The 26,985-nt window shown below is 55.0% G+C and carries 28 protein-coding genes and 1 riboswitch; of the genes, 13 read left to right on the plus strand and 15 right to left on the minus strand.

Translation table 11 applies throughout. The features are described from left to right. Positions 1 to 79: 79 nt before the first annotated feature. Together ftsI and rlmA are read left to right on the plus strand one after the other, a co-directional pair. Positions 80 to 1,786: a peptidoglycan glycosyltransferase FtsI gene (gene ftsI / locus QE396_RS03380; RefSeq protein ID WP_309949925.1), complete on the plus strand. Its 1,707-nt coding sequence runs from the start codon at positions 80 to 82 to the stop codon at positions 1,784 to 1,786. Between the two features lie 67 nt (positions 1,787 to 1,853). Further along, complete coding sequence (rlmA, locus tag QE396_RS03385) at positions 1,854 to 2,669, plus strand: 23S rRNA (guanine(745)-N(1))-methyltransferase (protein WP_049023018.1); 816 nt, start codon at positions 1,854 to 1,856, stop codon at positions 2,667 to 2,669. Here the strand turns inward: rlmA and mntP are convergent. The 5 genes from mntP to manX form a co-directional block, all read right to left on the minus strand. Then, entirely contained in the window at positions 2,666 to 3,232 is a 567-nt protein-coding gene (mntP, locus tag QE396_RS03390; RefSeq protein WP_014170601.1) for a manganese efflux pump MntP, read from the minus strand. The genes rlmA and mntP overlap by 4 nt on opposite strands. Positions 3,233 to 3,242: 10 nt before the next feature. After that, positions 3,243 to 3,432, minus strand: a riboswitch (yybP-ykoY riboswitch). A 198-nt stretch (positions 3,433 to 3,630) separates the two neighbouring features. Next, a complete protein-coding gene (locus QE396_RS03395; protein WP_049023019.1) occupies positions 3,631 to 4,089 on the minus strand; it encodes a DUF986 family protein in 459 nt (152 codons plus the stop codon). Between the two features lie 54 nt (positions 4,090 to 4,143). Next, entirely contained in the window at positions 4,144 to 4,995 is an 852-nt protein-coding gene (locus QE396_RS03400; protein ID WP_006810994.1) for a PTS mannose transporter subunit IID, read from the minus strand. A gap of 12 nt (positions 4,996 to 5,007) precedes the next feature. Continuing rightward, positions 5,008 to 5,808: a PTS mannose transporter subunit IIC gene (manY, locus tag QE396_RS03405; RefSeq protein ID WP_014170599.1), complete on the minus strand. Its 801-nt coding sequence runs from the start codon at positions 5,806 to 5,808 to the stop codon at positions 5,008 to 5,010. A gap of 47 nt (positions 5,809 to 5,855) precedes the next feature. Further along, positions 5,856 to 6,818 carry a PTS mannose transporter subunit IIAB gene (gene manX / locus QE396_RS03410; RefSeq protein ID WP_309949932.1) on the minus strand — a complete coding sequence of 321 codons (963 nt, stop codon included), beginning with the start codon at positions 6,816 to 6,818 and terminating at the stop codon, positions 5,856 to 5,858. Between the two features lie 316 nt (positions 6,819 to 7,134). Here manX and QE396_RS23465 point away from each other — a divergent pair, with 316 nt between their 5' ends. Together QE396_RS23465 and yoaE are read left to right on the plus strand one after the other, a co-directional pair. Continuing rightward, a complete protein-coding gene (locus QE396_RS23465) occupies positions 7,135 to 7,293 on the plus strand; it encodes a protein YoaL (RefSeq protein ID WP_404997360.1) in 159 nt (52 codons plus the stop codon). Further along, entirely contained in the window at positions 7,281 to 8,840 is a 1,560-nt protein-coding gene (yoaE, locus tag QE396_RS03415; RefSeq protein ID WP_014170597.1) for a CNNM family cation transport protein YoaE, read from the plus strand. The genes QE396_RS23465 and yoaE overlap by 13 nt, the downstream gene beginning before the upstream one ends. Positions 8,841 to 8,846: 6 nt before the next feature. Here the strand turns inward: yoaE and QE396_RS03420 are convergent, their stop codons facing one another. The 4 genes from QE396_RS03420 to pabB form a co-directional block, all read right to left on the minus strand. Further along, positions 8,847 to 10,445: an EAL domain-containing protein gene (locus tag QE396_RS03420; RefSeq protein WP_020883423.1), complete on the minus strand. Its 1,599-nt coding sequence runs from the start codon at positions 10,443 to 10,445 to the stop codon at positions 8,847 to 8,849. A gap of 141 nt (positions 10,446 to 10,586) precedes the next feature. Next, entirely contained in the window at positions 10,587 to 11,951 is a 1,365-nt protein-coding gene (sdaA, locus tag QE396_RS03425; protein ID WP_309949935.1) for an L-serine ammonia-lyase, read from the minus strand. Positions 11,952 to 12,135: 184 nt separating this feature from the next. Further along, complete coding sequence (locus QE396_RS03430; protein ID WP_181240543.1) at positions 12,136 to 12,714, minus strand: CoA pyrophosphatase; 579 nt, start codon at positions 12,712 to 12,714, stop codon at positions 12,136 to 12,138. Positions 12,715 to 12,720: 6 nt separating this feature from the next. Then, complete coding sequence (pabB, locus tag QE396_RS03435) at positions 12,721 to 14,067, minus strand: aminodeoxychorismate synthase component 1 (RefSeq protein ID WP_309949940.1); 1,347 nt, start codon at positions 14,065 to 14,067, stop codon at positions 12,721 to 12,723. A 61-nt stretch (positions 14,068 to 14,128) separates the two neighbouring features. On the opposite strand from pabB, the gene QE396_RS03440 reads away from it, so the two are divergent. Next, the gene (locus QE396_RS03440; RefSeq protein WP_020883426.1) at positions 14,129 to 14,311 is read left to right on the plus strand and encodes a YoaH family protein; all 183 of its coding nucleotides are present in this window, start codon (positions 14,129 to 14,131) and stop codon (positions 14,309 to 14,311) included. 6 nt (positions 14,312 to 14,317) lie between these two features. On the opposite strand, the gene QE396_RS03445 is transcribed toward QE396_RS03440, so the two are convergent. After that, complete coding sequence (locus tag QE396_RS03445) at positions 14,318 to 14,662, minus strand: RidA family protein (RefSeq protein ID WP_020883427.1); 345 nt, start codon at positions 14,660 to 14,662, stop codon at positions 14,318 to 14,320. A gap of 131 nt (positions 14,663 to 14,793) precedes the next feature. Here QE396_RS03445 and QE396_RS03450 point away from each other — a divergent pair, with 131 nt between their 5' ends. From QE396_RS03450 to rnd, 5 genes are all read left to right on the plus strand, one after another. Next, positions 14,794 to 16,704, plus strand: coding sequence for an ATP-dependent DNA helicase (locus QE396_RS03450; protein ID WP_020883428.1), 1,911 nt, complete (start codon positions 14,794 to 14,796; stop codon positions 16,702 to 16,704). Positions 16,705 to 16,770: 66 nt separating this feature from the next. Continuing rightward, on the plus strand, positions 16,771 to 17,466 hold the full coding sequence (gene tsaB / locus QE396_RS03455) for a tRNA (adenosine(37)-N6)-threonylcarbamoyltransferase complex dimerization subunit type 1 TsaB (protein ID WP_020883429.1): 696 nt from the start codon (positions 16,771 to 16,773) through the stop codon (positions 17,464 to 17,466). A gap of 37 nt (positions 17,467 to 17,503) precedes the next feature. Beyond that, entirely contained in the window at positions 17,504 to 18,085 is a 582-nt protein-coding gene (locus QE396_RS03460) for a Slp family lipoprotein (RefSeq protein ID WP_020883430.1), read from the plus strand. A gap of 202 nt (positions 18,086 to 18,287) precedes the next feature. Then, a complete protein-coding gene (fadD, locus tag QE396_RS03465; RefSeq protein ID WP_025203871.1) occupies positions 18,288 to 19,973 on the plus strand; it encodes a long-chain-fatty-acid--CoA ligase FadD in 1,686 nt (561 codons plus the stop codon). 83 nt (positions 19,974 to 20,056) lie between these two features. Beyond that, positions 20,057 to 21,172 carry a ribonuclease D gene (gene rnd, locus QE396_RS03470; protein WP_123266851.1) on the plus strand — a complete coding sequence of 372 codons (1,116 nt, stop codon included), beginning with the start codon at positions 20,057 to 20,059 and terminating at the stop codon, positions 21,170 to 21,172. A gap of 78 nt (positions 21,173 to 21,250) precedes the next feature. Here rnd and minE read toward each other — a convergent pair whose 3' ends face one another. From minE to minC, 3 genes are read right to left on the minus strand one after another with little or no spacing between them, the layout of a single operon-like run. Then, on the minus strand, positions 21,251 to 21,520 hold the full coding sequence (minE, locus tag QE396_RS03475; RefSeq protein ID WP_008500504.1) for a cell division topological specificity factor MinE: 270 nt from the start codon (positions 21,518 to 21,520) through the stop codon (positions 21,251 to 21,253). A 3-nt stretch (positions 21,521 to 21,523) separates the two neighbouring features. Beyond that, positions 21,524 to 22,336, minus strand: a complete 813-nt coding sequence (gene minD / locus QE396_RS03480) for a septum site-determining protein MinD (protein ID WP_014170584.1) — start codon at positions 22,334 to 22,336, stop codon at positions 21,524 to 21,526. Between the two features lie 23 nt (positions 22,337 to 22,359). Continuing rightward, positions 22,360 to 23,067 (minus strand): septum site-determining protein MinC, encoded by a 708-nt coding sequence (minC, locus tag QE396_RS03485; RefSeq protein ID WP_020883433.1) that lies wholly within the window; start codon positions 23,065 to 23,067, stop codon positions 22,360 to 22,362. A 124-nt stretch (positions 23,068 to 23,191) separates the two neighbouring features. Here minC and QE396_RS03490 point away from each other — a divergent pair, with 124 nt between their 5' ends. From QE396_RS03490 to QE396_RS03500, 3 genes are all read left to right on the plus strand, one after another. After that, positions 23,192 to 23,467, plus strand: coding sequence for a YcgL domain-containing protein (locus tag QE396_RS03490; RefSeq protein ID WP_020883434.1), 276 nt, complete (start codon positions 23,192 to 23,194; stop codon positions 23,465 to 23,467). A 47-nt stretch (positions 23,468 to 23,514) separates the two neighbouring features. After that, the gene (locus tag QE396_RS03495; protein ID WP_020883435.1) at positions 23,515 to 24,174 is read left to right on the plus strand and encodes a fumarylacetoacetate hydrolase family protein; all 660 of its coding nucleotides are present in this window, start codon (positions 23,515 to 23,517) and stop codon (positions 24,172 to 24,174) included. 93 nt (positions 24,175 to 24,267) lie between these two features. Beyond that, positions 24,268 to 24,711, plus strand: coding sequence for a YcgN family cysteine cluster protein (locus QE396_RS03500; protein ID WP_020883436.1), 444 nt, complete (start codon positions 24,268 to 24,270; stop codon positions 24,709 to 24,711). A 27-nt stretch (positions 24,712 to 24,738) separates the two neighbouring features. Here QE396_RS03500 and dsbB read toward each other — a convergent pair whose 3' ends face one another. Next, positions 24,739 to 25,269: a disulfide bond formation protein DsbB gene (gene dsbB, locus QE396_RS03505; RefSeq protein WP_020883437.1), complete on the minus strand. Its 531-nt coding sequence runs from the start codon at positions 25,267 to 25,269 to the stop codon at positions 24,739 to 24,741. A 143-nt stretch (positions 25,270 to 25,412) separates the two neighbouring features. After that, on the minus strand, positions 25,413 to 26,951 hold the full coding sequence (gene nhaB / locus QE396_RS03510) for a Na(+)/H(+) antiporter NhaB (RefSeq protein ID WP_309949947.1): 1,539 nt from the start codon (positions 26,949 to 26,951) through the stop codon (positions 25,413 to 25,415). Positions 26,952 to 26,985 lie beyond the last annotated feature (34 nt).

Genomic DNA, 26,985 nt, shown 5'->3' on the forward strand with positions numbered 1-26,985 from the left:
GTTTTCCCTCCCTCTGGCCGTCTTTTCCCGTTAAATCAGGGCGTTGTTTAACAGTCCTGGGGTTCAGGTGAAGAAGAAAATGATAACGACCGCCGGCAATTTCACGCCGGCGCGTTTTGCGCTGCTCTGTTTAGCCATTTTTTGCAGTCTGGCGTTTTTGCTGGGCCGCGTTGCCTGGCTGCAAATTATTAAACCTGACAACCTGGTCAAGCAGGAGGATATGCGATCGCTACGCGAACTGCCGATTGATGCTCCCCGCGGAATGATCATGGATCGTGAGGGCCGGCCGCTGGCGGTCAGTGTCCCGGTCAGGGCCGTGTGGGCCGACCCAAAAACGGTGCTGGCAAAAGGGGGCGTGGGCTTTGACGATCGCTGGCAGGCGCTGGCGAATGCGTTACATCTCTCCCTGAACACCCTGTCATCACGGATTAACGCGAATCCACAGGGGAGGTTCATCTACCTTGCCCGGCAGGTAGATCCTGCTCAGGCAAAATGGATCGATAAGCTGAATTTGCCGGGTATCAATTTACGCGATGAATCACGCCGTTTTTATCCTGCCGGGCATGTGGCGGCAAACCTGATTGGTTTCACCAATATTGACGGTCAGGGCATTGAGGGGGTGGAAAAAAGTTTCAACACCCAGCTAACAGGCAAGCCGGGCGTCCGGCAGGTCAGGGAAGACCGTTACGGTCGCGTGGTGGAGAATCTGACGGAAGTCGCGCCGGTGCCTGCGCACAATATTCAGCTCAGTATTGATGAGCGCCTGCAAACCATCACCGAGGATGCGCTAGATAACGCTGTGGCCTGGAACAAGGCGGAGTCGGGGGCATCAGTGCTCATTAATATCCCCACCGGTGAAATCCTCGCGATGGCGAGCTATCCGGATTTCAACCCCAATAACCGCCAGGGCGCGACAATAGACGATTTTCGTAACCGTGCCATCAGCGATACGTTCGAGCCAGGTTCAACCGTGAAGCCGCTTGTGCTGATGACGGCATTGCAACAGGGGCTAGTGCAGCCTGACAGCGTCATTGACACCCATCCGTATGTGCTTGACGGGCACCGCATTCGGGATGTGGGTTACTACCCTGAACTCTCGATGACCGGGATCCTGCAAAAATCGAGCGACACTGGCGTATCGCGCCTCTCGCTGGCGATGCCTGTTCAGCACCTGATTGATACCTACCGGAACTTTGGTTTTGGTACAAACACCGGGCTTGGCTTAACCGGCGAGAGCGCCGGTCTGTTACCCCAGCGTAAATACTGGAGCCAGCTCGACAGGGCGACCTTCGCCTTTGGCTATGGTCTGATGGTCACCCCCCTCCAGCTGGCGCACGTCTATGCCACCATCGGCGGCTTCGGGCTGGAACGGCCCCTCTCAATTACCCGTATCGATCCACCCGTTATCGGGCACAGAGTCATGCCGGAAGAGATTGCTCATCAGGTCGAGCATATGATGGAGAGCGTTGCGCTGCCGGGCGGGGGCGGCGTTAAGGCTGCGGTGCGTGATTACCGTGTGGCGGTGAAAACCGGTACGGCGAAGAAAATCGATGATAGCGGCAAATATGTCGATAAATACGTTGCCTATACCGCGGGCGTCGCGCCTGCCAGCGATCCGCGTTTTGCGCTGGTGGTCGTGATTAACGATCCTCAAAACGGAGCGTACTATGGCGGCGCCGTCTCCGCACCGGTATTCAGCGAGATTATGGGTAACGTATTGCGTCTTGAGAACGTCAAACCCGATGGTCTGGCACCTGATTCCTCGCACCTTATCGTCATGCGTTAACCCAGGCGTTTTATACCGGGGCGAATAGCGGTACACTTCGCCCTTTGATTTACGCCCCGGAGCTGCCATGTCCTTCAGTTGTCCCCTTTGCCACGCGCGTCTGACGCGATCAGAAAAAAGTTATGCCTGTCCGCAGGGACATCAGTTTGATATGGCGAAAGAAGGCTACGTGAATCTTCTGCCGGTGCAGCATAAGCGCTCGCGCGATCCGGGTGACAGTGCTGAGATGATGCAGGCACGCCGGGCATTTCTCGACGCCGGGCACTATCAGCCACTCAGAGAGGCCGTCGCGCAATTGCTGGAAGATAATCTGACTGACAGTGCAGCAGGCGTGCTGGATATTGGCTGCGGGGAAGGGTATTACACCGCGCGGTTTGCTGAGGTTGCACAAGAGAAGGGCGCGCAGACATTTGGTCTGGATGTTTCCAAAGTGGCTATCCGCGCGGCGGCAAAACGCTACTCCGGCGTGACGTTCTGCGTGGCATCGAGCCACCGACTGCCGTTTGACGATGCCAGCATGGATGCGGTTATCCGCATCTATGCGCCCTGTAAGGCGCAGGAGCTGGCACGCGTTATCAAACCGGGCGGATGGGTCATTACCGTCACGCCAGGTCCCCGACATCTGATGGAGCTTAAAGGGCTTATCTATGATGAGGTTCGGCTGCATGCGCCACATTCTGAGCAACTGGCGGGCTTTACGCTGAAGCAGGAGCAGACGCTGGCCTACGAGATGAACCTGGCAGGGGAAGAAGCTGTAGCGTTGTTGCAGATGACGCCATTTGCATGGCGGGCGAAACCGAACGTGTGGGAAACCTTAGCGGAGCAAACAACGTTTCGCTGCCAGACGGATTTCAGTATCCACTGCTGGCAGCGCGAAGATTAACCGGCGAAGTGTGCCCAGAGGATCTGGGCACCAATGCCAATCAGCACGATACCGCCCAGGATCTCGGCGCGTTTGCCCAGCAGGGGGCCAATAAACCGGCCAACCATCATTCCCAGCGTCGACATAATCAGCGTGGCACAACCAATGGCCAGCGCGGTCGCAATAATATTGACCTGCAGGAATGCCAGGCCCACACCGACGGCCATGGCGTCGAGACTGGTGGCGATGGCGGTGGTCACCAGCAGCCAGAAACCGTGGCGGTGCTGCGGCTCGTCTTCCTCATCGCCATTGCCGCGAAAACCTTCAATCACCATTCGCCCCCCCAGAAATACGAGCAGCACGAAAGCGATCCAGTGGTTCCACTCCAGTATGAACTGGCTTGCCAGCATACCAAGACCCCAGCCGATGAGCGGTGTCAGCGTTTCGATAGCACCAAAGATAAGGCCTGTGCGTAGCGCTTCAGAGAATTTGGGTTTGTGCAGCGAGGCACCTTTACCGATGGAAGCGGCAAAAGCGTCCATGGACATACCGAAAGCAAGAAGAAGGGTTGCGGAGATATTCATTAAAGCGTCCAGACCGGGAGATATCCATATGACACATCACTGCCCCCAGTAAACAGCAGTTGATGTATCTATGGTCTCGCCTGACCGCCTTGCACAAATCTGTGCGGCAAACGGTCCGTACGTGCCACGTTTTTCAACGAGTATGTTGACACGTACATTTCCTGCGAACAGGAAATCAGCTACTCCCCAACGACGGGCGCAACCTTAACATATTTTGAGAATATAAAACAACAATGAAACGGCATTATTTCTCCAAGGTGTTGATAACGATTTTCATTTAGATTTATGCGTGAAAATAACGTTAATAAATATAAGAGAAATGACAGAATGGAATATAGCTTTGGCTATATCAGGTGCGCAAAATAAACGCAGAATATAGCCAAAGCTATGTAGTTAACTTACTGAGTTTTAAGCATTAGTTTGTATATTCTTTCCAGGTCATCAATATTCTTGACCCGAATAAGCAGCCGGCGTTGCTCTAATTGCATCACCAGTACACCGTCTTCCGATAAATTCATCTCTTTAATACGGTTATATTCTATCCATACATTGGCAAAGAAAAACCCGCGGCTTTTAAAAATGATTTTCGGCACACGGATCCAGAACAGATAAATCGCCATTAATGCCAGCGCACATAATAACCATGTGGTTAATAATGCACCATGACCGGTCACGTTGTTGTATATAAGAATGACGATGAGACCGGCGAAGATAAACGCATCCACGCGGCCGCGTCGCAGAAGGGGCAGGGAGAGCAGCGTTTCGCCGTGGCGGCGGGGCATGATGAACTCGTCATAGATCGCATATGCCAGAAGGGCCACAATAAACAAAACCAGTACGATGTCCGTGACAGTCATTCATCCTCCAGATAAAAAAACCGGGGGCAAGCCCCCGGCGTATTACGTGATGTCTTACAGGCCCAGCAGACCGACAGCGTAGCCCGCGATACCGATGACGAAGAAGCCAACAATGATCCACAGCGGGTTAACTTTCTTACGCAGCAGCCACATACAGGCGAAGGTCAGCAGCAGCGGTACCAGACCCGGCATCAGCTGGTCCAGAATCGTCTGCACGGTGGTAACACGGGTCTGACCATCCTGACCGGTGATGGTGGACACCACCAGCGGGATGTTCACGTGCGTCCACTTGTTAACCAGTGCCCCCATGACAAACAGGCCGAGGATTGACGCCCCCTCAGTCAGTTTCTGCAGGAAGCCGCCGCCCATATCCTTAACGATGTCCACCCCTTTACGGTAACCGTAAGCCACACCGTAGTAACGGGTCAGCAGACGCACCGCATTGAACAGGATGAAGAACAGCAGTGGCCCAAGCAGGCTTCCGCTCATGGCGATACCGGCACCCAGCGCCGCGAAGACCGGACGCACGGTACCCCAGAAGATCGGGTCACCGACGCCTGCCAGCGGACCCATCAGACCGACTTTGATACCGTTGATGGCACCATCGTCAATCTCTGCGCCGTTTGCACGCTGCTCTTCCATCGCCAACGTCACGCCCAGAACCGGAGCCGCCACATAAGGATGGGTGTTAAAGAATTCCAGGTGACGCTTAATCGCCTGACGGCGCGCTTCGTTGTTTTCCGGATACAGGCGTTTGATAGCCGGTACCATGGAGAAACAGAAGCCCAGCGCCTGCATACGTTCGAAGTTCCATGAACCCTGAAACAGGTTAGAACGGATGAACACGCCACGAATATCACCCGGAGTGAGTTTTTTCTCGGTGGTAGTTTTTGTCATATCAACCATTTCGCTCACCTGCTAGTCCAGTTCGTTATCGAGATCGTTATTACCAGCAGCCTGCGCTGGGGCACCCGCAACGCGGTTATATTTCGGGCTGAGCTGGATGTAGAGAATCGCCATCACTGCACCAATCACACCCAGCGCAACCAGGTTGAAGTTGGTGAACGCAGCAGTAACGAAGCCGAGGTAGAAGAACGGCATCAGGTAGCCTGCGCGCATCATATTGATAACCATCGCATAACCAACCACCACAATCATACCGCCTGCGATGTTCAGACCGCCGGTGACCACTTCTGGAATGGCGTTCAGCATGCTCTGTACTTCACTGGTACCGACGGAGATCGCAACGATAACGGCCGGGATCGCGATACGCATCGCCTGCAGGAACAGGGACGAGACGTGGATCCAGGAGAGCGCCGTCAGGTTGCCATTTTCGGCCGCCTTATCCGCCGCGTGCTGGAAGGCCACGGTGATAGTACGCACGATGATGGTCAGTACCTGACCTGCTGCTGCCAGCGGGATGGCCAGGGCAATACCTGCACCGATACTCTGGTGACCGGCAATAACCAGAACCGTAGAAATGATGGACGCCAGCGCGGCATCAGGCGCAACTGCCGCACCGATGTTCATCCAGCCCAGGGCAATCATTTCCAGGGTACCACCGATGATGATCCCGGTTTTCATATCACCCAGAACGGCACCAATCAACGTACAGGCCACCAGAGGGCGGTGGAACTGAAATTCATCAAGTACGGATTCCATACCCGCAATACACGCGACGATGAACACCAGCACAATCTGAAGAGTGGTAATCTCCATTGTACTTCTCCTATTACATAAGCTTTATGTGAAAAACCGGCGCGGGCTTATTTCCCAACTTTACCGATCAGATCCATCATTTTCAGTTTCTGATCCGTGGAAACCTTACGGGCTTCCAGTTCGATACCGCGTGCATTCAGCTTGTTGAATGCCTCGATATCTTTCGCATCGACTGAAATGGCGTTGTTGACCTGCGTTTTGCCCTGACGGAATGCCATACCACCAATGTTTACGGAGGTAATTTTCACGCCGCCTTCAACCAGGCGTTCAACGTCTGTCGGGTTTGTGAACAGCAGCATCACGCGCTCGCCCGCATATTTCGGGTTGTTATAAACGCGGATCATTTTGGCGACATCCACCACGTGCGCGGTAACGCCAGGAGGAGCAACCTGTGTCAGAAGGGTTTTACGTACGGTATCAGCAGCAACTTCATCGCTGACGACAATAATGCGTCGAACGTTGGTCTCTTTGGTCCAGCGCGTTGCCACCTGGCCGTGGATTAAACGGTCATCGATACGGGCAAGGCCGATCACCATGTAATCATTCGGGCCCATGGGCTTCGCCGGGGCTGCGGCTTTTGGCGCCGCGGCCACCTGAGCAGGCTTCTCAACCGGTTGTGCTTTCAGCGCTTTCACGCCTTCGCGACCGGTTTCAACTGCCAGAGCGACCAGTTCATCAAAACTCGGATTGTCGTCGCGTGCCATGAAGGTTTCCACCAACATGGGGATATTCACCCCGGCGACAACTTCATAATGCTCTTTATCGACGACAATGCGGCTGGCAGCATTGAACGGACTGCCTCCCCATGTATCAACGAGAAACAGCACGCCTTTGCTGGTATCCAGTTTCTGCAGTTGAGCAGTGTACTTCTCAATCAGCGTTTCAGCGTTTTCACCGGGAACGAAATCGATCCAGCCGACGTTTTCCTGCTCACCCAACAGCATCTCTGCTGTTTTGAGTAACTGCTCTGCAGCCCAACCATGTGTGCCTATGACAATAGCAATGGTCACTTGCTACCTCCTTTTATTATCATTAATACGCCTGCCAGGCAGTCGCACTGTGAATCGTATCTGGCCAACCGAATCGATTCAGAAAAGGGTTAGAGTTAAATAACTAAGACTTCCGCGAATTATTTTAGATAGTGAAAAAATAATTTATGTGATGAAGATCCGTAATTTAGCTATGGGTTACAGAATTATCTGTAAGGTAAAGCAGCTGTGTTACAGATCTTTGCAAAGGAACGTAAATCTTTGCTAAAAACGCATTGTCTCTGATATGTTTAGCATCCGTTTAATTGTTCAGGAGTATAGGGCTAAAGCCCACTATATGGACCGTCACCGACGTCAGTCATCCTCCAGGCCATTCCGCGCCTGTTTCACCGGCGATCCTCGCCACGTATCGACTCTGTCTGCCTCTGTTTTTCCCACGTTGAGTGGGGCACCGTTTGGTCATTCCGTTAGCAGGAGCGTTTCATGGAATTCTTAATGGACCCGTCAATCTGGGTGGGATTGCTCACGCTGGTCGTGCTTGAGATTGTTCTCGGCATTGATAACCTGGTGTTTATTGCCATCCTTGCGGACAAACTGCCGCCAAAACAACGTGATAAAGCGCGTCTGATCGGCCTCTCTCTGGCACTGGTCATGCGTCTGGCACTGCTGTCCGTGATCTCGTGGATGGTTACGCTAACGAAGCCGCTTTTTTCCGTCATGGATTTCACTTTCTCCGGCCGTGATTTGATCATGCTGCTCGGGGGGATATTCCTGCTTTTCAAAGCAACGACAGAGCTTCACGAGCGGCTGGAAAATCGCCAGCACGATGATGGACACGGTAAAGGCTATGCCAGCTTTTGGGTCGTGGTACTGCAGATCGTGGTGCTTGATGCGGTCTTCTCGCTGGATGCGGTGATCACGGCTGTCGGCATGGTGAACCACCTCCCGGTGATGATGGCTGCGGTGGTTATCGCGATGGCGGTGATGCTGCTGGCGTCTAAGCCACTGACGCGCTTTGTGAATCAGCATCCGACGGTCGTGGTGCTCTGCCTTAGCTTCCTGCTAATGATTGGTCTGAGCCTGGTGGCGGAAGGTTTTGGCTTCCATATACCAAAAGGCTACCTGTACGCCGCCATTGGCTTCTCGATCCTCATCGAGCTGTTTAACCAGATTGCACGACATAACTTTATCAAGCAGCAGTCTACCCAGCCGCTGCGTGCGCGTACGGCTGATGCGATTCTGCGTCTGATGGGCGGTCGCCGTCAGGTCAACGTGCAGAATGACAATGAAAGCCGTAACCCGGTTCCCGTCCCGGAAGGGGCATTTGTGGAAGAAGAGCGCTATATGATTAACGGCGTGCTCTCCCTGGCCTCCCGCTCGCTGCGTGGCATCATGACCCCGCGCGGTGAAATCAGCTGGGTCGATTCCCGCCTGAGCGTTGATGAGATTCGCCAGCAGTTGCTCTCTTCACCGCATAGCCTGTTCCCGGTATGCCGGGGTGAACTGGACGAGATCATCGGCGTGGTGCGTGCGAAAGAGATGCTGGTGGCGCTGGAAGAGGGGATTAACGTCGAAGCCGTCGCCGCCGCATCACCGGCGATTGTGGTGCCGGAAACACTGGATCCTATCAACCTGCTTGGCGTCCTGCGCCGCGCACGCGGTAGCTTTGTTATCGTCACCAATGAATTTGGTGTGGTGCAGGGTCTGGTGACGCCGCTCGACGTGCTTGAAGCCATTGCCGGTGAATTCCCGGATGCGGATGAAACCCCGGAAATTGTCTCCGACGGTGACGGCTGGCTGGTGAAAGGCACCACCGATCTGCACGCGCTACAGCACACGCTGGGTCTGGAAAACATCATCAACGATGAAGAGGACATTGCGACCGTGGCTGGGCTGGTTATTGCCGTTAACGGACAAATCCCGCGGACCGGCGATATCATTGAACTGCCTCCGCTGCAGATCACGATAATCGAAGCGAATGACTATCGCGTCGATATGGTGCGCATTGTTAAAGAGCAGTCGGCCCACGACGAAGAAGAGTAACTGAGCCTAGCGTAACGGCATCAGCGGAACGATATGCCCGTTACGCGGTGCTGGCGGAGACGAACTCTCCGCCAGCCATTGCGGAAATTCCCTCAGCGGCATAGGCTGCGCAAACAAAAATCCCTGCAGTACCTCTACCCCGTGATGACGCAAATACCGCGCCTGCTCGGGCGTTTCTACCCCTTCAGCCACCAGCTCAATGCTAAGCCGTTGTCCGAGCGCAATGATGATGTCCGTCACCGTGGAGTTCACAGCATCAGTGCCGATAGCGCTGGTAAAGGACTTATCAATTTTCAGCACGTCCGGATGCAGCTTTTCCAGCCACGAGAGAGAGCTATTGCCGGTGCCAAAATCATCAATGGCCAGCTTCACGCCCTGACGGTGTAACTCTCTTACAATGCGATAATCCACGTCCTGCAGCGCGTCACGCTCCGTCAGCTCCACAATCAGCTGCTGGGTGGGATGCGCGCTGAACCAGTAGCGGTTCAGGTCCTGAATGAGCGTTCCATGCCGGAAATGGCTGGCGGCGGCGTTGATGCCAATGTGGAAGCCGGGCGTTGCCGGAAAATAGCCAATCTGACTCACCGTCTCGTTAATGACGTAACGTGTGAGAGGGATAATCAGGTTGTGCTCTTCGGCGAGCGGAATAAAAACGTCCGGGGAGATCCATCCCTGACGGGGGTTGTTCCAGCGCAGCAGGATCTCCACCCCCACGCATTTCTGCGTGCGGGCATTCAGCAGCGGCTGGCAAAACAGCTCAAATTCACGCGCGGCCAGGCCAAGGTTAATTTCCCAGGTAAAACTCATGCGGTTCGCGGTCGCAAGCCAGGCGACGTAACCCATCAGGAGACTGAGCATCAGCGCCAGCGGCAGCTGAGAGGGCAAATATATCAACGCCAGCTCGCTGGCTCCCGGGCCACTGACGGTAATGGTGAACGGGAAATGGCTGGATTGCTGGCGCAGAACCCTCTCATCATCGTTTATTGTCAGCGAGTCGGAGACATTTTCACCGTAGCGCAGGTATTTATCCCCCACGGTCAGGGCCACGTCGGTGATAAGCGGGCGCTGTGGCTCCAGCATCAGGCGAGTGATGAGATCGATATTCACAATCTGCATCACCCCATCTTCTCCGCTATCAGAAACCGGATACCACTGGATCAGGATCGGGCTTCCCTTAAGCAAGGATTTGTCGGTGGAGAGCACCAGCTTTGTTTCGGCGGAGGGCAGGGCAGGCTGAATCTCTCGCAACGGGACGTCGCGATTGCCGAAAATACTTGAACAGTAAAGGATACCGTCTTTGACCAGTGCAATTGAGCGCACCGTTTGCAGTGAGGCCGCCTGTTTTCGTAACACTAAATGCGCCTGAGAGCAGGGCGCTCCGACCAGTGCCAGCAGCGGGTTGCGCCCTTTTTCCAGCGGCAATAAGACGTTATCCAGCACGTTGACGGAGTGCGCCGCAAAGTTCAGGGTGTTTTGCTGATTTACGTTACGCTGTGAAATAAAGCGTATACCCAGCGTAATGATGAGCGTAAGAAGCGCAACCATCACGCAGACGATGACGCGTTTTCGGCGATACTTTTTTATGATCCTCTGTGCTGTTTGCATGGGAGGCCGCCCAATACGCCTTCAGCACCAAAAGCCGAGGCAACACAGCAAGTGTAGTGGGGAAATATTAAGTCGACGAGAAAGGGATAAAAATTCGCCCATCCGTGGAAGATGGGCGAGAGAGGCGTTGAGGCGAAACGGTTAGTCGCACTGCACCTTTATCGCCAGACCGCCGCGGGAGGTCTCACGATATTTGGCGTTCATGTCTTTACCGGTTTCGTACATGGTCTCGATAACCTTGTCCAGCGAAACGCGTGGCTCGCTGGTACGGCGCATGGCCATACGCGTGGCGTTGATCGCTTTTACCGACGCGATAGCGTTACGTTCAATGCACGGTACCTGCACCTGACCCGCAACCGGATCACAGGTGAGACCGAGGTTATGTTCCATACCGATTTCAGCCGCCACACAGACCTGCTCCGGGCTGGCGCCCAGCAGTTCTGCAAGACCGGCCGCGGCCATAGAACAGGCCACGCCCACTTCACCCTGACAGCCCACTTCAGCGCCAGAGATAGACGCATTCATCTTGTACAGCGCACCAATCGCCCCTGCTGCCAGGAAGTAGCGAATGTAGATATCAGGCGTTACGGGTTCAATAAAGTGATCGTAGTAGGCCAGTACCGCCGGAACGATACCGCACGCGCCGTTCGTTGGTGCAGTCACCACCCGGCCACCCGCGGCGTTTTCTTCGTTCACCGCCAGCGCAAACATGTTCACCCAGTCGACCACGTTCATCGGGTCGTTAGAGAATTTGTCTGTGGTGACCAGCATACGGCGCAGCGCAGAGGCGCGACGCGGTACGCGCAGTGGCCCAGGCAGTACGCCTTCGGTGTTCATGCCGCGATCGATACAGGCCTGCATGGTTTGCCACACGTTCGCAAAATAGTCTTCAATTTCTTTTTTGCTGTGCAGCGCCAGTTCGTTCTGCATCACCATGCCGGAAAGTGACAGACCGGTTTCATGGCAGTAGTCCAGCATCTCTTTGGCGGACTTGAACGGGTAAGGTACGTTCACATCACCCGTTGTATCTTTGCCGAAGTGTTCCTCATCAATGATAAAACCACCGCCAATGGAGTAATAGGTTTTGCTGTAGATCACTTTGTCGCCGCTAAAGGCGTGGATCTGCATACCGTTTTCATGCAGGGACAGGTTATCGCTACGAAAACGCATGCCGTCATCATGCGGGAAATCCACTTCATGCTGACCGTTTGCCAGCAGCAGGCGGCCGCGCGTTTCCACGTCGCGGATAAATGCCGGAATGGCATCAATATCTACGGTATCCGGCATATTGCCCGCCAGACCCATAATAATGGCGATATCGGTGTGGTGGCCTTTACCCGTTAATGACAGTGAGCCGTAAACATCCACGGCGACACGGGTAACGCTTTCCAGTAATCCTTTTTCGACCAGATCATCGACGAACTGTTTACCGGCCTTCATCGGGCCAACAGTATGGGAAGACGAAGGGCCAATTCCCACTTTGAACATGTCGAATATACTAATCACTTTCACACTCCTGACAGGGTTACCGGGGTTCCAGTAACGATGTTATAACTGCGCATAGTGTAAGAGGGAAGACCGACCTCGGCTTAACTATTCACATGAATTAAACTAATGGTTAGCGATGGTTTTGCTAATAGCGCGACGCCGATCGCAAACCTGGCAGAAGAGGGTGGAATGTAAAGTATAGTCAAGGCTTCAGGCCGATTTGCAGCGCCAGTTCACGAATGATGCCCGCCGTCATGCCCCAGACAAAATAATGCTGATACCAGGACAACCACACCCGGTGCGCATGACCCCGACGCTGGATATCCAGCGGATGATAACGCCCGAGCCGAAGAGCCTCTTCCAGTGGCATCTCAAACACCGCAGACACTTCATCGACGCTGGCGTGATATTGCAGATCCGGTGGGATAATGCCGACCACCGGTGTGACCTGAAAACCGGTCACGCTGTCGACCGGCGGCAGCACGCCAATGATCTCAACCGCTTCAGGCGGAATGGCGACCTCTTCCTGGGCTTCACGCAGCGCGGCGGCAATCAGCGAGGCGTCAGAACTGTCCACGGCACCACCCGGAAAGGCGACCTGACCTGCGTGCTTACGTAAATGTGGCGAACGCTGGGTGAGCAGCAGACCCGGCTGCTCACGACGGACCACCGGGATCAACACCGCTGCCTGACGTTGATTCAGGGCTTCGCGGCTCACGTTGGGCCGCAAAAGCTGAAAGCGCGACAGAAAATCATCCAGCGTCAGGTTCTCTTTATCCACCCGTCATTACTCCAGTTGTTTCAGGATACGGTTAACTTTATCAAAGGTTTCCTGATATTCCGCATCGACCTGGCTATCAGCAACAATTCCGCCCCCTGCGGAACAGTAAAGATGCCCGTTACAGGCGGTCAGCGTTCGAATGGTGATGCTGGTATCCAGCGTACCGCAGAGACTGATATAGCCAATGCTGCCGCACCAGGCGTTTCGTCGATGCGGTTCCAGCTCATCGATTATTTCCATTGCCCGCACTTTAGGCGCGCCGGTTATCGAGCCGCCCGGGAACGCGGCGCGAAGCAGATCGCAGGCCGTGCGCGAGGCGGGCAGTTGCGCGGTAATGGTGCTGACCAGGTGATGCACCGCGGGGAACGGCTCGACGACAAACAGTTCAGGGACACGCACGCTTCCCGGTACGGCGACCCGGCCAATGTCGTTACGCATGAGGTCGACAATCATCAGGTTTTCAGCGCGATCTTTTAACGAGGCCGCCAGTTTTTCCGCCTGCTGGCGGTCGGCAACAGGATCGGCCAGCCGGGGAAGCGTGCCTTTAATCGGTCGCGTCTGAATAGTGCCATCGGCAAGATGAATAAAACGCTCGGGCGAGAGGCTCAGGATAGCGCCCTGTTCCAGGCGCAGAAATGCACTGAACGGTGCCCGGTTACTGGCGTTGAGGCGGGTAAATGCCTGCCACTCATCGCCTTCACAGGTTGCCTGAAAACGCTGGGCAAGGTTGACCTGATAGCAATCACCGCTCTGCAGATAGCCCTGAACCTGCTCAAACTTCGCGGCGTACTCCCGCGCGGTCATGTTGGCGCGCCACGCAGAGGTCAGATGGAAATCCGCTGTCGCGACGGGAACCTGTGCCTCAAGCCATGCAAGCCGGGCGGACACATCCTGATGGCTGAGCAGAGAGACCGCCTGCTTGTGGTGATCGACGATTATTGCCCAGTCGTAAAGCCCCACCGCCATATCCGGCAGCGGAATGTCGTCCTGCGCAGTCTCCGGCAAGGTTTCGAAGCGGCGACCTAAATCATAGCCGAATAAGCCCAGCGCACCTCCCTGGAAGGGAAGGTCGGGATTTTGCGGAACGGTTAAGCCCAGCGCGTCCAGCGCCTGCTGAAGTAATGACAGCGGATCGTCCGTTGACTGCGTTTCGCCCGTCGTAGTCACATTCCCTTGTGTTATCAGGGTCTGCAGAGGGTCGGCAACCAGAATATCAAAGCGGCTATAGGGATGATCCGCATAACCGGAGTGCAGCAACATCGCAAAAGGAAGATGGCTGAGGCGGGCAAACCAGAATTCCGCGGCGTCTGAACGCCAGGGTAATGAAATGACTGTAGGGGGTAACGGGTTCATGTGTGGCATACTACCGGGCAGCGTGAAATAATTAGCGCGGATAATTTAGCAGGAGTTGACAATGTTTGCAGGTTTACCTTCTCTGAGCCATGACCAGCAGCAGAAAGCGGTGGAGCGTATTCAGGAACTGATGTCCCAGGGGATGAGCAGCGGACAGGCGATTACGCAAGTTGCTAATGAACTTCGCGCCACCCACACCGGCGAGCGGATCGTGGCGCGTTTTGAGGATGATGAAGAGGAGTAATCCGGCTTAAACCGCCGCGATGATCTTAATTTCGACTTTGTATTCCGGCTTCATCAGCGTCGCCTGTACGGTACACCGTACGGGCGCATGTCCCGCCACAACCCAGGCATCCCAGGCTTTATTCATCGCCGCAAAATCGTCTTTACTGGCAAGAAAAATGGTCGCATCCAGAATGCGTGATCTGTCGCTGCCTTGCTTTTCCAGCACGGCGTCAATCTGCGCCAGCGTATTCGCCGTCTGTTCGAAGGCATCTGCGTCGAGATTTTCCGGTACACCGGTGTAGTAGAGCGTCTGGTTATGGATGACCACATCAGACCAGCGTGCTTCGGCATCAATGCGCACAATTGTCATAAACGTTTCCTCGTTATTTTCATGTCAGTCGGCAAGACTGCCATATTGTGTTCCCCTCGTCACTATTTGGGGTGGCACTGGAGAGGATGGGCTGACATAATCCCTGTGCAAAAATACAGTGAGAGAGCAACGTGGCAGACGATTTTTCCCCAGAAGGTCAGTTAGCACAGGCGATTCCCGGTTTTAAACCGCGTGAACCCCAGCGGCAGATGGCGCATGCCGTGGCCCGCGCAATCGACACCGCGCAGCCGCTGGTGGTGGAAGCCGGTACCGGCACGGGCAAAACCTATGCCTACCTGGCGCCAGCGCTGCGGGCTAAAAAGAAAGTGATCATCTCCACCGGGTCTAAAGCGCTGCAGGACCAGCTTTACAGCCGCGATCTGCCCACGGTTGCCAACGCCCTGAAGTATAAAGGCCGCCTGGCGTTGCTGAAAGGCCGCTCCAACTACCTCTGCCTTGAACGGCTTGAGCAGCAGGCGCTGGCAGGCGGCGATCTGCCGGTGCAGACGCTCAGCGATGTCATTATTCTTCGCGCCTGGGCCAATCAGACGGAGGAGGGGGATATCAGCACCTGCGCGAGCGTGCCGGAAGACTCTCCCGCCTGGCCGCTGGTCACCAGTACCAACGACAACTGCCTGGGGAGCGACTGCCCGCTGTATAAAGATTGTTTTGTGGTGAAAGCGCGTAAAACCGCCATGGATGCGGATGTCGTGGTGGTCAACCACCATCTCTTCCTTGCCGATATGGTGGTTAAAGATAGCGGCTTTGGCGAACTGATCCCGGAAGCGGACGTGATGATCTTCGATGAAGCCCACCAGCTTCCTGACATCGCCAGCCAGTATTTTGGCCAGTCGCTCTCCAGCCGCCAGCTGCAGGACTTAGCGAAAGATTTCACCATTGCCTACCGCACCGAGTTAAAAGATACCCAACAGCTGCAGAAGTGTGCTGACCGCCTGGCGCAAAGTGCGCAGGATTTTCGCCTGCAACTGGGTGAGCCGGGCTATCGCGGTAATCTGCGTGAGCTGCTGGCAGACAAAAATATCCAGCGCGCGCTGTTGTTGCTCGATGATGCCCTTGAGCTTTGCTACGACGTGGCGAAACTATCGCTCGGCCGTTCCGCACTGCTGGATGCCGCCTTCGAGCGCGCCACGCTCTATCGGGCACGCCTCAAACGGCTGAAAGAGATAAACCAGCCGGGGTTCAGCTACTGGTATGAATGCACCTCCCGCCATTTCACGCTGGCCCTGACGCCGCTGACGGTGGCGGATAAATTCAAAGAGGTGATGGCGCAAAAACCGGGAAGCTGGATCTTCACGTCGGCAACCCTTTCGGTGAATGACGATCTACATCACTTTACCGGGCGTCTGGGGATTGAGCAGGCGGAGTCGCTGCTGTTGCCCAGCCCGTTTGATTATGAAACACAGGCGTTGCTCTGCGTTCCGCGTAATCTGCCTCTGCCTAACCAGCCCGGCGCGGCGCGCCTGCTGGCGGCAATGCTCAGGCCGATGATCGAGGCCAACAACGGCCGCTGTTTTATGCTCTGCACCTCCCACGCGATGATGCGCGATCTGGCGGAGCAGTTCCGCGCCACCATGACTTTGCCGGTTCTGCTTCAGGGCGAGACCAGCAAAGGGCAACTGTTACAGCAGTTTGTCAGTGCCGGTAACGCCCTGCTGGTAGCCACCAGCAGCTTCTGGGAAGGGGTGGACGTGCGGGGAGATACCCTGTCACTGGTGATCATCGATAAACTGCCGTTTACTTCGCCTGACGATCCGCTGCTGAAAGCACGTATGGAAGATTGCCGTTTGCGCGGCGGCGATCCTTTTGATGAGGTCCAGCTACCGGACGCGGTGATCACCCTTAAACAAGGGGTAGGGCGCCTGATTCGCGACACAGACGACCGCGGCGTGCTGGTCATATGCGATAACCGGCTGGTGATGCGCCCTTACGGTGCGACCTTCCTTGCCAGCTTGCCGCCCGCGCCGCGCACGCGGGACATTAAACGCGCGGTTCGCTTCCTGGCAAACCCAACGGCGGAGTAATTTGCCCGTGAGTATGCTAAGATGCGCGCCATTTTGTGACTGACCATTGCGAGAGCGCGACGACTGATGCGAATTCTGGCTATTGATACCGCGACAGAGGCCTGTTCTGTTGCTCTGTTGAACGACGGTGCTATCTCTGCTCATTTCGAAGAGTGCCCACGAGAACACACCCAACGCATTCTGCCTCTGGTTAAAGAGATTTTAACCCGGGGCAACACCACCTTAACCGACCTTGACGCACTGGCCTTTGGCCGTGGCCCCGGCAGCTTTACGGGCGTACGCATTGGAATTGGCATTGCGCAGGGGCTGGCGCTGGGCGCAGAACTGCCGATGATCGGTGTTTCCACGCTGGCAACCATGGCGCAGGGCGCATGGCGCATGACCGGGGCAACGCGCGTTCTGGCGGCCATTGACGCCCGAATGGGAGAAGTTTACTGGGCAGAATACACCCGCGATGAAAATGGCATCTGGCACGGTGAAGAGACCGAGGCTGTCCTCAAGCCGGAAGCGGTGACCGAGCGGCTGAAACAGCTGTCCGGCGAGTGGGCGACAGTAGGCACCGGCTGGCCGGCATGGCCAGAGATGGCTAACGGCACCGGGATCACGCTGACAGACGGCAACATGCTTCTGCCCGCCGCAGAGGATATGCTTCCCGTCGCCTGCCAACTGCTTGAGGCGGGCAAAACCGTGGCCGTTGAACATGCGGAGCCGGTTTATTTGCGAAACACCGTCGCGTGGAAGAAACTTCCAGGCCGGGAATGAATCTCAGTAACAGGAACTGAGAAAAAGGAGTCGCATCATGGCGGTTCAGACTAAAGTTGTACGCCTTTTTATGGCAGGCGCAGTGGCCATAGCACTGAGCGGATGCGTTTCCGTTCCTGATGCGATTAAGGGCAGCAGCCCCACGCCACAGCAGGATCTGGTTCGCGTGATGAATGCGCCTGAGCTTTACGTCGGCCAGGAAGCGCGCTTTGGCGGCAAGGTTATCGAGGTGCAAAACCAGCAGGGGAAAACCCGTCTGGAGATTGCCACCGTTCCGCTGGATAGCGGTGCGCGGCCGATCCTTGGCGAACCTTCCCGCGGGCGTATTTATGCCGACGTTGGCGGTTTTCTCGACCCGGTCGATTTTCGCGGACAGCTGGTCACCGTCGTCGGCCCGATTACCGGTTCGGTAGAGGGCAAAGTCGGCAACACGCCGTATAAATTTATGACCATGCAGGTCAACGGGTATAAGCGCTGGCGGCTGACACAGCAGGTCATCATGCCACCTCAGCCGATGGATCCGTGGATGTGGGGTCCACATCCTTATCGGTATGGCTACCCGGGCTGGGGCTGGTATAACCCGGGGCCTGCACAGGTTCAGACAATCGTTACTGAGTAACTCCCTGTAATTGTTAGAAAAGAGACAGCGGCTCAGCCGCTGTCTCTGTTTTTTACGAATAAAACGAAAAAAAAGAGTGACGCGCTTCGCAACCTTAAATCTGAACAATTAATAAACTGGTACGCTGAGTTAATATAATGTTAACAAACTGTTTATTATCGGGGTTGTGATGACGACGAACACTCATTTCAGAGGTGATGCATTGAAGAAGGTTTGGCTTAACCGTTATCCCGCAGATGTTCCTGCCGAGATCAATCCTGACCGTTATCAATCCCTGGTTGAATTGTTTGAACACTCGGTAAGGCGTTACGCAGACCAGCCTGCTTTTGTGAATATGGGCGAGGTCATGACGTTCCGTAAACTTGAGGAGCGTAGTCGGGCGTTCGCCGCCTATCTGCAGGAAGGGCTGGGGCTGCAAAAAGGGGACCGCGTCGCGCTGATGATGCCGAACCTGCTGCAATACCCGGTGGCGCTGTTCGGTGTCCTGCGTGCCGGGATGATTGTTGTCAACGTTAACCCGCTGTATACGCCGCGGGAGCTGGAGCATCAGCTCAACGACAGCGGTGCCGCCGCCATTGTGATTGTCTCTAACTTTGCCCACACGCTGGAAAAAGTGGTCGACAAAACCCAGGTTAAACACGTTATCCTGACGCGTATGGGGGATCAACTCTCTACCGCCAAAGGGACACTGGTTAACTTTGTCGTCAAATACATCAAACGTCTGGTGCCGAAATACCACCTGCCGGACGCGATCTCTTTCCGCAGTGCGCTGCAGGCGGGCTACCGCATGCAATACGTTAAACCGGAAGTGGTATCAGAAGACCTCGCGTTTCTGCAGTACACCGGCGGCACAACGGGTGTGGCTAAAGGCGCCATGCTGACCCACCGTAACATGCTGGCAAACCTTGAGCAGGTGAATGCCACCTACGGACCGTTGCTGCACCACGGAAAAGAGCTGGTGATCACCGCGCTTCCGCTTTATCACATCTTCGCGCTGACCATGAACTGTCTGCTGTTTATTGAGCTGGGCGGTCAAAACGTATTGATAACGAACCCGCGCGATATTCCGGGGTTGGTGAAAGAGCTGGCGAAATATCCGTTCACCGCCATGACCGGGGTGAATACGTTGTTTAACGCGCTGCTCAACAACAAAGAGTTCCAGAAGCTCGATTTCTCCACGCTGCACCTCTCTGCAGGTGGCGGTATGCCGGTTCAACAGGCCGTTGCCGAACGCTGGATGAAACTGACGGGTCAGTATTTACTGGAAGGCTATGGCCTGACGGAGTGCGCCCCGCTGGTCAGTGTGAACCCGCACGATATCGACTATCACAGCGGAAGCATTGGCCTGCCGGTTCCGTCGACGGAAGCCAAACTGGTTGATGATGACGATAACGACGTGGCGCCAGGTGAACCGGGCGAACTCTGTGTCAAAGGGCCGCAGGTGATGCTGGGCTACTGGCAACGTCCCGATGCGACCGATGAAATTATCAAAGACGGCTGGCTGCACACCGGTGATATCGCCGTGATGGATGAAGAGGGCTTCCTGCGTATCGTCGATCGTAAGAAAGACATGATCCTGGTTTCCGGTTTCAACGTCTACCCGAATGAAATCGAAGATGTGGTGATGCAGCACAGCGGCGTGCTCGAAGTGGCTGCCGTAGGCGTCCCTTCCGGGAGCAGCGGCGAGGCGGTGAAGATTTTTGTGGTCAAAAAAGATCCTTCTCTTACGGAGGAGGCGCTGATCACCTTCTGTCGTCGTCAGCTGACCGGCTACAAGGTGCCGAAGCTGGTTGAGTTTCGCGAGGAACTGCCGAAATCGAATGTCGGAAAGATATTACGACGAGAATTACGTGACGAAGCCCGTGGCAAAGTAGACAATAAGGCCTGAGCTTCACGCTAATCGCCCAGACGCCGGTTAAGCCGGCGTTTTTTATGGGCGCAAACAAAAGAGAATCCGTTTTGAATTACCAGATGATCACGACCAACGACGAGCTGGCTTCGCTGTGCGAAGTGACGCGCGACTTTCCTGCCATTGCCCTGGATACCGAGTTTGTCCGTACCCGGACCTACTACCCGCAGCTGGGGTTGATTCAGATGTACGACGGTAAACACGTGTCGCTGATCGACCCGCTCGGCATTACCGACTGGACGCCGATGCGTGACCTGCTGCTCGATACTGCGGTAACAAAATACCTGCACGCAGGCAGTGAAGATCTGGAAGTCTTTCTGAATACTTTTGGCGTCATGCCACAACCGTTGATTGATACGCAGATCCTCGCGGCCTTCAGTAATCGACCGCTCTCATGGGGCTTTGCCGCCATGGTTGAGGAGTATACTGGCCTGACGCTGGATAAAAGCGAATCCCGCACCGACTGGCTGGCACGCCCATTAACCGAGCGTCAACTGGAATACGCGGCGGCAGACGTGTTTTACCTCCTGCCGATTGCCGGCCAGCTGATGAAAGAGGCGGAAGCGTCAGGCTGGTTGCCCGCCGCGCTGGATGAGTGCCGAATGACGCAGCAGCGTCGTCAGGAAGTGGTTGATCCGAAAGAGGCCTGGCGCGATATCAGTAACGCCTGGCAGCTGCGTACGCGTCAGCTGGCGTGTCTGCAGCTGTTAGCGGACTGGCGTTTGCGTAAAGCACGCGAGCGCGACCTGGCCGTTAACTTTGTGGTACGCGAAGAACACCTCTGGGCGGTCGCGCGGTATATGCCGGGCAGCATGGGCGAACTGGACAGCATCGGGCTTTCCGGCAGCGAGATCCGTTTCCACGGTAAAACCCTGCTTGCGCTGGTGGCAAAAGCGCAGGAAATGCCGGACGAAGCACTGCCGGAGCCACTGCTGAATCTGATGGATATGCCGGGCTATCGCAAGGCGTTCAAGGATATCAAAGCGCTGGTGCAGGACGTCGCGACGCAAAGCAAACTGGGCGCGGAACTGCTGGCGTCACGCCGTCAGATTAACCAGCTGCTGAACTGGCACTGGAAGCTGAAACCTCAGAATGGTTTGCCGGAAATGATGGCGGGCTGGCGCGGGGAATTGATGGCCGATCGCCTGAATACTGTGCTGGAAGGTTATCCGCGATAATGAAAATGCCGGGTCATGCTGACATGCCCGGCACATTTCCCCGGCGGCATACGCTTACCGGGGATACACAATCCCGAACTACGGACGTGACTCTTCGGCTTCCGGGAGCGTAACGTTCAGCTCCAGAATCGAAATATCCCCGTCTTTTTGCTCCAGCTGCACCGTGACCATCTCCGGGTCAATCTGCACATACTTACAGATCACTTCCAGGATGTCCTTACGCAGCTGCGGCAGGTAGTGTGGCTCGGCGTCACTACGACGACGCTCCGCAACGATGATTTGCAGTCGTTCTTTTGCGATGTTGGCGGTGTTCTTTTTCCGCGAGAGAAAAAAGTCCAGTAATGCCATAACTTATCCTCCGAACAGGCGTTTGAGGAAACCTTTCTTCTCTTCTTCAATGAAGCGGAAAGGACGTTCTTCTCCCAGCAGACGGTCAACGGTATCCGCGTACGCTTTACCTGCATCTGCCATTGTATCCAGGATCACTGGCTCGCCCTGGTTAGAGGCGCGCAATACGGATTGATCTTCCGGGATCACGCCGACCAGTTTGATGCGCAGGATCTCCAGCACGTCTTCCATGCTAAGCATGTCACCTTTGTTCACGCGACCCGGGTTATAGCGGGTCAGCAGCAGGTGCTCTTTAATGGGTTCTTCGCCATTTTCCGCACGACGCGATTTGGAGGCGAGGATCCCCAGAATACGGTCCGAGTCACGCACGGATGAGACTTCAGGGTTGGTGGTGATGATGGCTTCATCAGCGAAGTAGAGTGCCATCAGGGCGCCCGTTTCGATGCCGGCAGGGGAGTCACAGACAACGAAGTCAAACTCCATTTTTTTCAGCTCGTCGAGCACCTTTTCCACGCCTTCGCGGGTCAGGGCGTCTTTATCACGCGTCTGAGAAGCCGGAAGGATGTAGAGGTTTTCGGTGCGCTTGTCTTTAATCAGCGCCTGGTTCAGTGTGGCGTCACCCTGAATGACGTTCACGAAGTCATAGACCACGCGACGTTCACATCCCATGATCAGGTCGAGGTTACGCAGACCGATATCGAAATCGATAACGACGGTTTTCTTTCCCTTCTGGGCCAAACCAGTAGCGATGGCCGCGCTGGAGGTGGTCTTGCCAACGCCTCCTTTACCCGAAGTAACAACAATAATGCGTGCCATAGAAATTCCTTGTTAAAAAGGGATCAATTCAACGGTTGAACGGTCAACGCGTCGTCTGCCAGTCGCAGACGAGCCGCTTTGCCATAAAATTCGGCTGGGATCTTGTCGCTCAGCCAATATTCACCTGCGATGGACACCAGTTCCGCCGTCAGATGAGTACAAAATATTTGCGCATCCCTGTCACCACTTGCACCCGCGAGCGCACGCCCACGCATCATACCGTATACGTGAATATTGCCATCTGCAATCAGCTCTGCGCCAGCGCTGACGTGGCTTGTAACAATCAGATCACAGTTTGGTGCATAAATGCGCTGACCGGAACGAACCGGCACATCAATCAATCGCGTTTTTGTGACAGGTGTAACGTTTTGCACCGGAGGAGGGGGCGTTTGGACTGCCGCAGGGGCAGGACGCGCGGCTTTTTCTTTGCCTTCGGTCAGAATGGGCAGACCCGCACGGTCAATTTCTGCTTTCAGCTCAGCATCTTTGCAGCCGCTGATACCGACGATACGCAGCCCGGTCGCGGCCACGGCTTGCTGGAGAAGTTTCCAGTTAACCGGTGCATCCAGACCACTGACATTCACGACGACGGGGGCATGTTTCAGAAAAGCGGGAGCCTGCGCAATTTTGTCTTCTAACGCCTGACGAATAACCTCGGGTTTTGCATCATGCAAATGTACCACTGATAAGGTGAAGCTACTGCCTTTAAGCTCGATTGGCGTGTTTGACATCCTGGCCTTACTCAATTTGCTATTAACCGCAACACCGCCGTTGCGATATTCCGAAGAGTATCAGGCATGTTATAGTCAGGAGTATATTGAGGCAAGCAACCACCCATTAATTCAGAGTAAAAACATGTTTTGTGTGATCTACAGAAGTACAAGTCGTGACCAGACCTATCTTTATGTCGAAAAGAAAGACGATTTTTCGCGCGTACCTGAAGAATTAATGAAGAACTTTGGCCGACCTCAGCTGGCGATGCTGCTGCCGCTGGATGGCCGTAAGAAACTGGTCAACGCCGATCTGGAAAAAGTGAAAACCGCATTAGCGGAGCAAGGCTATTATTTACAGCTCCCGCCACCACCCGAGAATTTATTAAAACAGCATCTTGAGGTGAACGGGAAAAAATAGTCCCGGCTGTTTTCGGGGTTAACACATCAACCGTTTAGGGGTCGTACATGTATCAACATCATAACTGGCAAGGTGCATTACTGGATTATCCCGTCAGCAAAGTGGTCTGCGTAGGCAGTAACTATGCCAAACATATTCAGGAGATGGGCAGCGCGACGCCAGACGAGCCGGTCCTGTTCATCAAGCCAGAAACCGCGCTGTGCGACATTCGCCAGCCGCTGGCGCTGCCGCAGGGGTTGGGGTCGGTGCATCATGAAGTGGAGCTGGCCGTGCTGATTGGCGCGACGCTGCGTCAGGCCTCCGAAGAGCATGTGCAAAAGGCGATTGCCGGATACGGTGTCGCGCTCGACCTGACCCTGCGTGATGTTCAGGGCAAAATGAAGAAAGCGGGGCAGCCGTGGGAAAAGGCCAAAGGGTTTGATAACGCTTGCCCGATCTCCGGTTTTATTCCGGTAAGTGAATTTACCGACGATCCGCAGAACACCCCGCTCAGCCTGAAGGTTAACGGCGAGATCCGCCAGCAGGGCACCACGGCAGATATGATCCATAAAATTGTGCCGCTGATTGCCTACATGAGCCGCTTCTTTACCCTGAAACCGGGCGATGTGATCCTCACCGGTACGCCAGAAGGTGTCGGCCCGCTGCAGGCCGGTGACGAACTGGACGTCAGTTTTAACGGCCTGTCACTGAAAACTCGCGTGCTGTAAAAGCATCTTGCCGCCTGAAGAGGGCGGCAAAACTTGCAACAACGTGCCAGACTCGTTATAAGGTGCGCTCTCTTTTGACGTGTGGACATCCTGATGAACAACATTCCTTTCTGGCAAAGCAAAACTCTCGACCAAATGACAGACGTGGAGTGGGAATCGTTGTGTGACGGTTGCGGGCAGTGCTGCCTGCATAAACTGATGGATGAAGATTCGGACGAAATCTATTTCACCAACGTTGCCTGCAAGCAGCTGAACATCAAAACCTGCCAGTGTCGCAACTATGAGCGTCGCTTCGAGTACGAGCCGGATTGCATCAAGCTTACCCGTGAGAACCTGCCCACCTTCGAATGGCTGCCCCATACCTGCGCCTATCGTCTGCTGGCGGAAGGCAAAGACCTGCCAAAATGGCACCCGCTGCTGACGGGCTCCAAAGCGGCGATGCACGGTGAACGCATCTCTGTGCGTCATATTGCGGTGAAAGAGTCAGAGGTACAGGACTGGGAAGATCACATCATGAATCATCCCAACCGTGGATAAGAAAAAACCCGCCGAAGCGGGTTTTTTTTACCTGCCAAACAGGTCGCGTTTCTTGGGTTTGAACGGTTGTGCGATGAGCACCAGCAGCGCCACAATGAAGTAGGCCACAAAAATCCCCACCAGCCACTGCGGCATCTCAAGGCTCAGGAATTCCCACTGGCGCACTGAGCAGTCACCGGAAGCAACAAACACCTGCGGCAGCCACTTATCAAGCGGCAGCCAGCTCGGGAAGCGGGCGGCGAAATCGCAGGTCATAAAGGGGGACGGATGCAGTTGCATCATGGTGTGCTGCCAGGAGAGCTCAATACCTTTCCAGGCGCTGTACAGCCAAATGGCAATTGCGGCATAGCGTAACGGCGATTTAGGGGCAATCGCGCCCACCAGACCCGCACCCATAATGCCGAACAATGCACAGCGTTCGTAAATACAGAGTACGCAAGGCTGAAGTCCCATCACATGCTGGAACCACAGCGCGACCATTTCCAGCGCAAAGGCGGTCAGGGCCATTAACAACCACGCTCCGCGACCGCGAGAGCACTGGTTTAAAAATCTCAACATAATCATTTCCCTGGAACATGCTTAGAAAGCGCAGTGTAAACGAATTCGTTTTTCGCGCCACCTGTACCTGACGAAATAAAACGTAATTGGATGTTTATCGTGCGAAAAGGTAAACGGGCAGTAAGCTGCCCGATATATCAGGTTTACTGCGTGGCAAGTATACCCGCTTGTATCAACCATTGCGTACAGGGAATAAGGGTAATTTTGACGCAAAGCAATCCTACAAGCGTGAGCACCAGCGTATAGGGAAGCGCCATCCAGACCATTCGCCCATAAGAAAGACGTATGAGTGGAGCCAGCGCAGAGGTCAGCAGGAACAGGAACGCTGCCTGACCGTTGGGCGTCGCCACCGACGGCAGGTTGGTCCCGGTGTTAATTGCCACCGCCAGCAGTTCGAACTGTCCGGCGCTGATGACGCCTTGCTCCATGGCCGTTTTGGCCTCGTTGATATAGACCGTGCCAACAAACACGTTATCCGAGATAGACGACAGTAGCCCGTTAAACAGATAAAACAGCGAAAGCTGAGCATCCGGTGCCGCCTGCAAGACAAAGGTAATGATCGGCGCGAAAAGCTTCTGGTCGATGAGCACCGCGACGACCGCAAAAAAGACGGCCAGCAGGGCGGTAAAGGGCAGGGCTTCCGTAAAGGCTTTGCCAATCGCATGCTCATCCGTCACGCCGGTAAAACTGGTGGCGAGAATAATCACCGACAGGCCAATTAAACCGACTTCGGCAAGATGAAACGCCAGCGCGGCGATAAGCCAGACGCCAATGACGCCCTGTGCAATAAGACGCAGCGTCTCCTGCCGTGTCCGCTGGCTACGGCTTTGTTGGTCGAATTTCTGCAGCTCCTGACGCACGGGCGCCGGAATATGCGCACCATAGCCAAAGAGGCTGAATTTCTCCACCACCACACAGGTCGCCAGACCGCACACCAGAACCGGTATGCTCACCGGTGCCATTCGCAGGAAGAAATCACCGAAATGCCAGCCCGCAGCTTTAGCAATAATCAGATTTTGCGGTTCACCCACCATCGTCATCACGCCGCCCAGGGCGGTCCCGACGCCGGCATGCATCATCAGGCTGCGCAGGAAGGCGCGGAACTGTTCCAGCACCTCGCGGTGGTCATTATCGACCTGGCTGTCATCAAGCAGGTCATCGCCGGGACGTGAAGAGGCCACCCGGTGATAAATACCATAAAACCCGACCGCGACGCTTATCACCACGGCGACCACCGTCAGCGCATCCAGGAAGGCCGAAAGAAATGCTGCAGCCACGCAGAAAGCCAGCGACAAAAGCGTTTTTGAAGGAATGCTCAGCAGCAGGCGGGTAAAAATAAACAGCAGCAGCTGTTTCATAAAGTAGATGCCGGCCACCATAAACATCAGCAGCAGAAGCACTTCAAGGTTTGAGGCCAGTTCTGCTTTTACATGCTCGGCGCTGGTCATCCCAATGACAACCGCTTCAATGGCCAGCAAACCGCCAGGCAGCAGGGGATAGCACTTCAGCGCCATGGCCAGGGTGAAGATAAACTCCGCGACCAGCAGCCACCCGGCAATAAACGGGTGCACAATAAAGATGAGAGGATTAACAACCAGGAACACCAGAAGTATCAGCTTGTACCAGTCGGGAGACTGGCCTAAAAAATTGCGCCATAACGCGCGCCCAAAAGAAATTTCCACGACAGACGTTCTTCCCCGTGAAGTAAAACAAAAC

Source organism: Enterobacter sp. SORGH_AS_0287 (genome assembly GCF_031453695.1).
Taxonomy (GTDB): domain Bacteria; phylum Pseudomonadota; class Gammaproteobacteria; order Enterobacterales; family Enterobacteriaceae; genus Enterobacter; species Enterobacter ludwigii.

What these genes read in the sequence shown, in the direction of transcription:
- rnd (WP_123266851.1), top strand. Translation starts at nt 20,057, where the DNA reads ATGATCACGACCAACGACGAGCTGGCTTCGCTGTGCGAAGTGACGCGC.
- QE396_RS03440 (WP_020883426.1), top strand. Translation starts at nt 14,129, where the DNA reads ATGTTTGCAGGTTTACCTTCTCTGAGCCATGACCAGCAGCAGAAAGCG.
- dsbB (WP_020883437.1), bottom strand. Translation starts at nt 25,269, where the DNA reads ATGTTGAGATTTTTAAACCAGTGCTCTCGCGGTCGCGGAGCGTGGTTG.
- QE396_RS03445 (WP_020883427.1), bottom strand. Translation starts at nt 14,662, where the DNA reads ATGACAATTGTGCGCATTGATGCCGAAGCACGCTGGTCTGATGTGGTC.
- tsaB (WP_020883429.1), top strand. Translation starts at nt 16,771, where the DNA reads ATGCGAATTCTGGCTATTGATACCGCGACAGAGGCCTGTTCTGTTGCT.
- QE396_RS03495 (WP_020883435.1), top strand. Translation starts at nt 23,515, where the DNA reads ATGTATCAACATCATAACTGGCAAGGTGCATTACTGGATTATCCCGTC.
- QE396_RS23465 (WP_404997360.1), top strand. Translation starts at nt 7,135, where the DNA reads ATGGACCGTCACCGACGTCAGTCATCCTCCAGGCCATTCCGCGCCTGT.
- manY (WP_014170599.1), bottom strand. Translation starts at nt 5,808, where the DNA reads ATGGAGATTACCACTCTTCAGATTGTGCTGGTGTTCATCGTCGCGTGT.
- QE396_RS03400 (WP_006810994.1), bottom strand. Translation starts at nt 4,995, where the DNA reads ATGGTTGATATGACAAAAACTACCACCGAGAAAAAACTCACTCCGGGT.
- minC (WP_020883433.1), bottom strand. Translation starts at nt 23,067, where the DNA reads ATGTCAAACACGCCAATCGAGCTTAAAGGCAGTAGCTTCACCTTATCA.
- minE (WP_008500504.1), bottom strand. Translation starts at nt 21,520, where the DNA reads ATGGCATTACTGGACTTTTTTCTCTCGCGGAAAAAGAACACCGCCAAC.
- pabB (WP_309949940.1), bottom strand. Translation starts at nt 14,067, where the DNA reads ATGAACCCGTTACCCCCTACAGTCATTTCATTACCCTGGCGTTCAGAC.
- minD (WP_014170584.1), bottom strand. Translation starts at nt 22,336, where the DNA reads ATGGCACGCATTATTGTTGTTACTTCGGGTAAAGGAGGCGTTGGCAAG.
- mntP (WP_014170601.1), bottom strand. Translation starts at nt 3,232, where the DNA reads ATGAATATCTCCGCAACCCTTCTTCTTGCTTTCGGTATGTCCATGGAC.
- ftsI (WP_309949925.1), top strand. Translation starts at nt 80, where the DNA reads ATGATAACGACCGCCGGCAATTTCACGCCGGCGCGTTTTGCGCTGCTC.
- QE396_RS03420 (WP_020883423.1), bottom strand. Translation starts at nt 10,445, where the DNA reads ATGCAAACAGCACAGAGGATCATAAAAAAGTATCGCCGAAAACGCGTC.
- rlmA (WP_049023018.1), top strand. Translation starts at nt 1,854, where the DNA reads ATGTCCTTCAGTTGTCCCCTTTGCCACGCGCGTCTGACGCGATCAGAA.
- QE396_RS03490 (WP_020883434.1), top strand. Translation starts at nt 23,192, where the DNA reads ATGTTTTGTGTGATCTACAGAAGTACAAGTCGTGACCAGACCTATCTT.
- yoaE (WP_014170597.1), top strand. Translation starts at nt 7,281, where the DNA reads ATGGAATTCTTAATGGACCCGTCAATCTGGGTGGGATTGCTCACGCTG.
- QE396_RS03460 (WP_020883430.1), top strand. Translation starts at nt 17,504, where the DNA reads ATGGCGGTTCAGACTAAAGTTGTACGCCTTTTTATGGCAGGCGCAGTG.
- QE396_RS03500 (WP_020883436.1), top strand. Translation starts at nt 24,268, where the DNA reads ATGAACAACATTCCTTTCTGGCAAAGCAAAACTCTCGACCAAATGACA.
- QE396_RS03395 (WP_049023019.1), bottom strand. Translation starts at nt 4,089, where the DNA reads ATGACTGTCACGGACATCGTACTGGTTTTGTTTATTGTGGCCCTTCTG.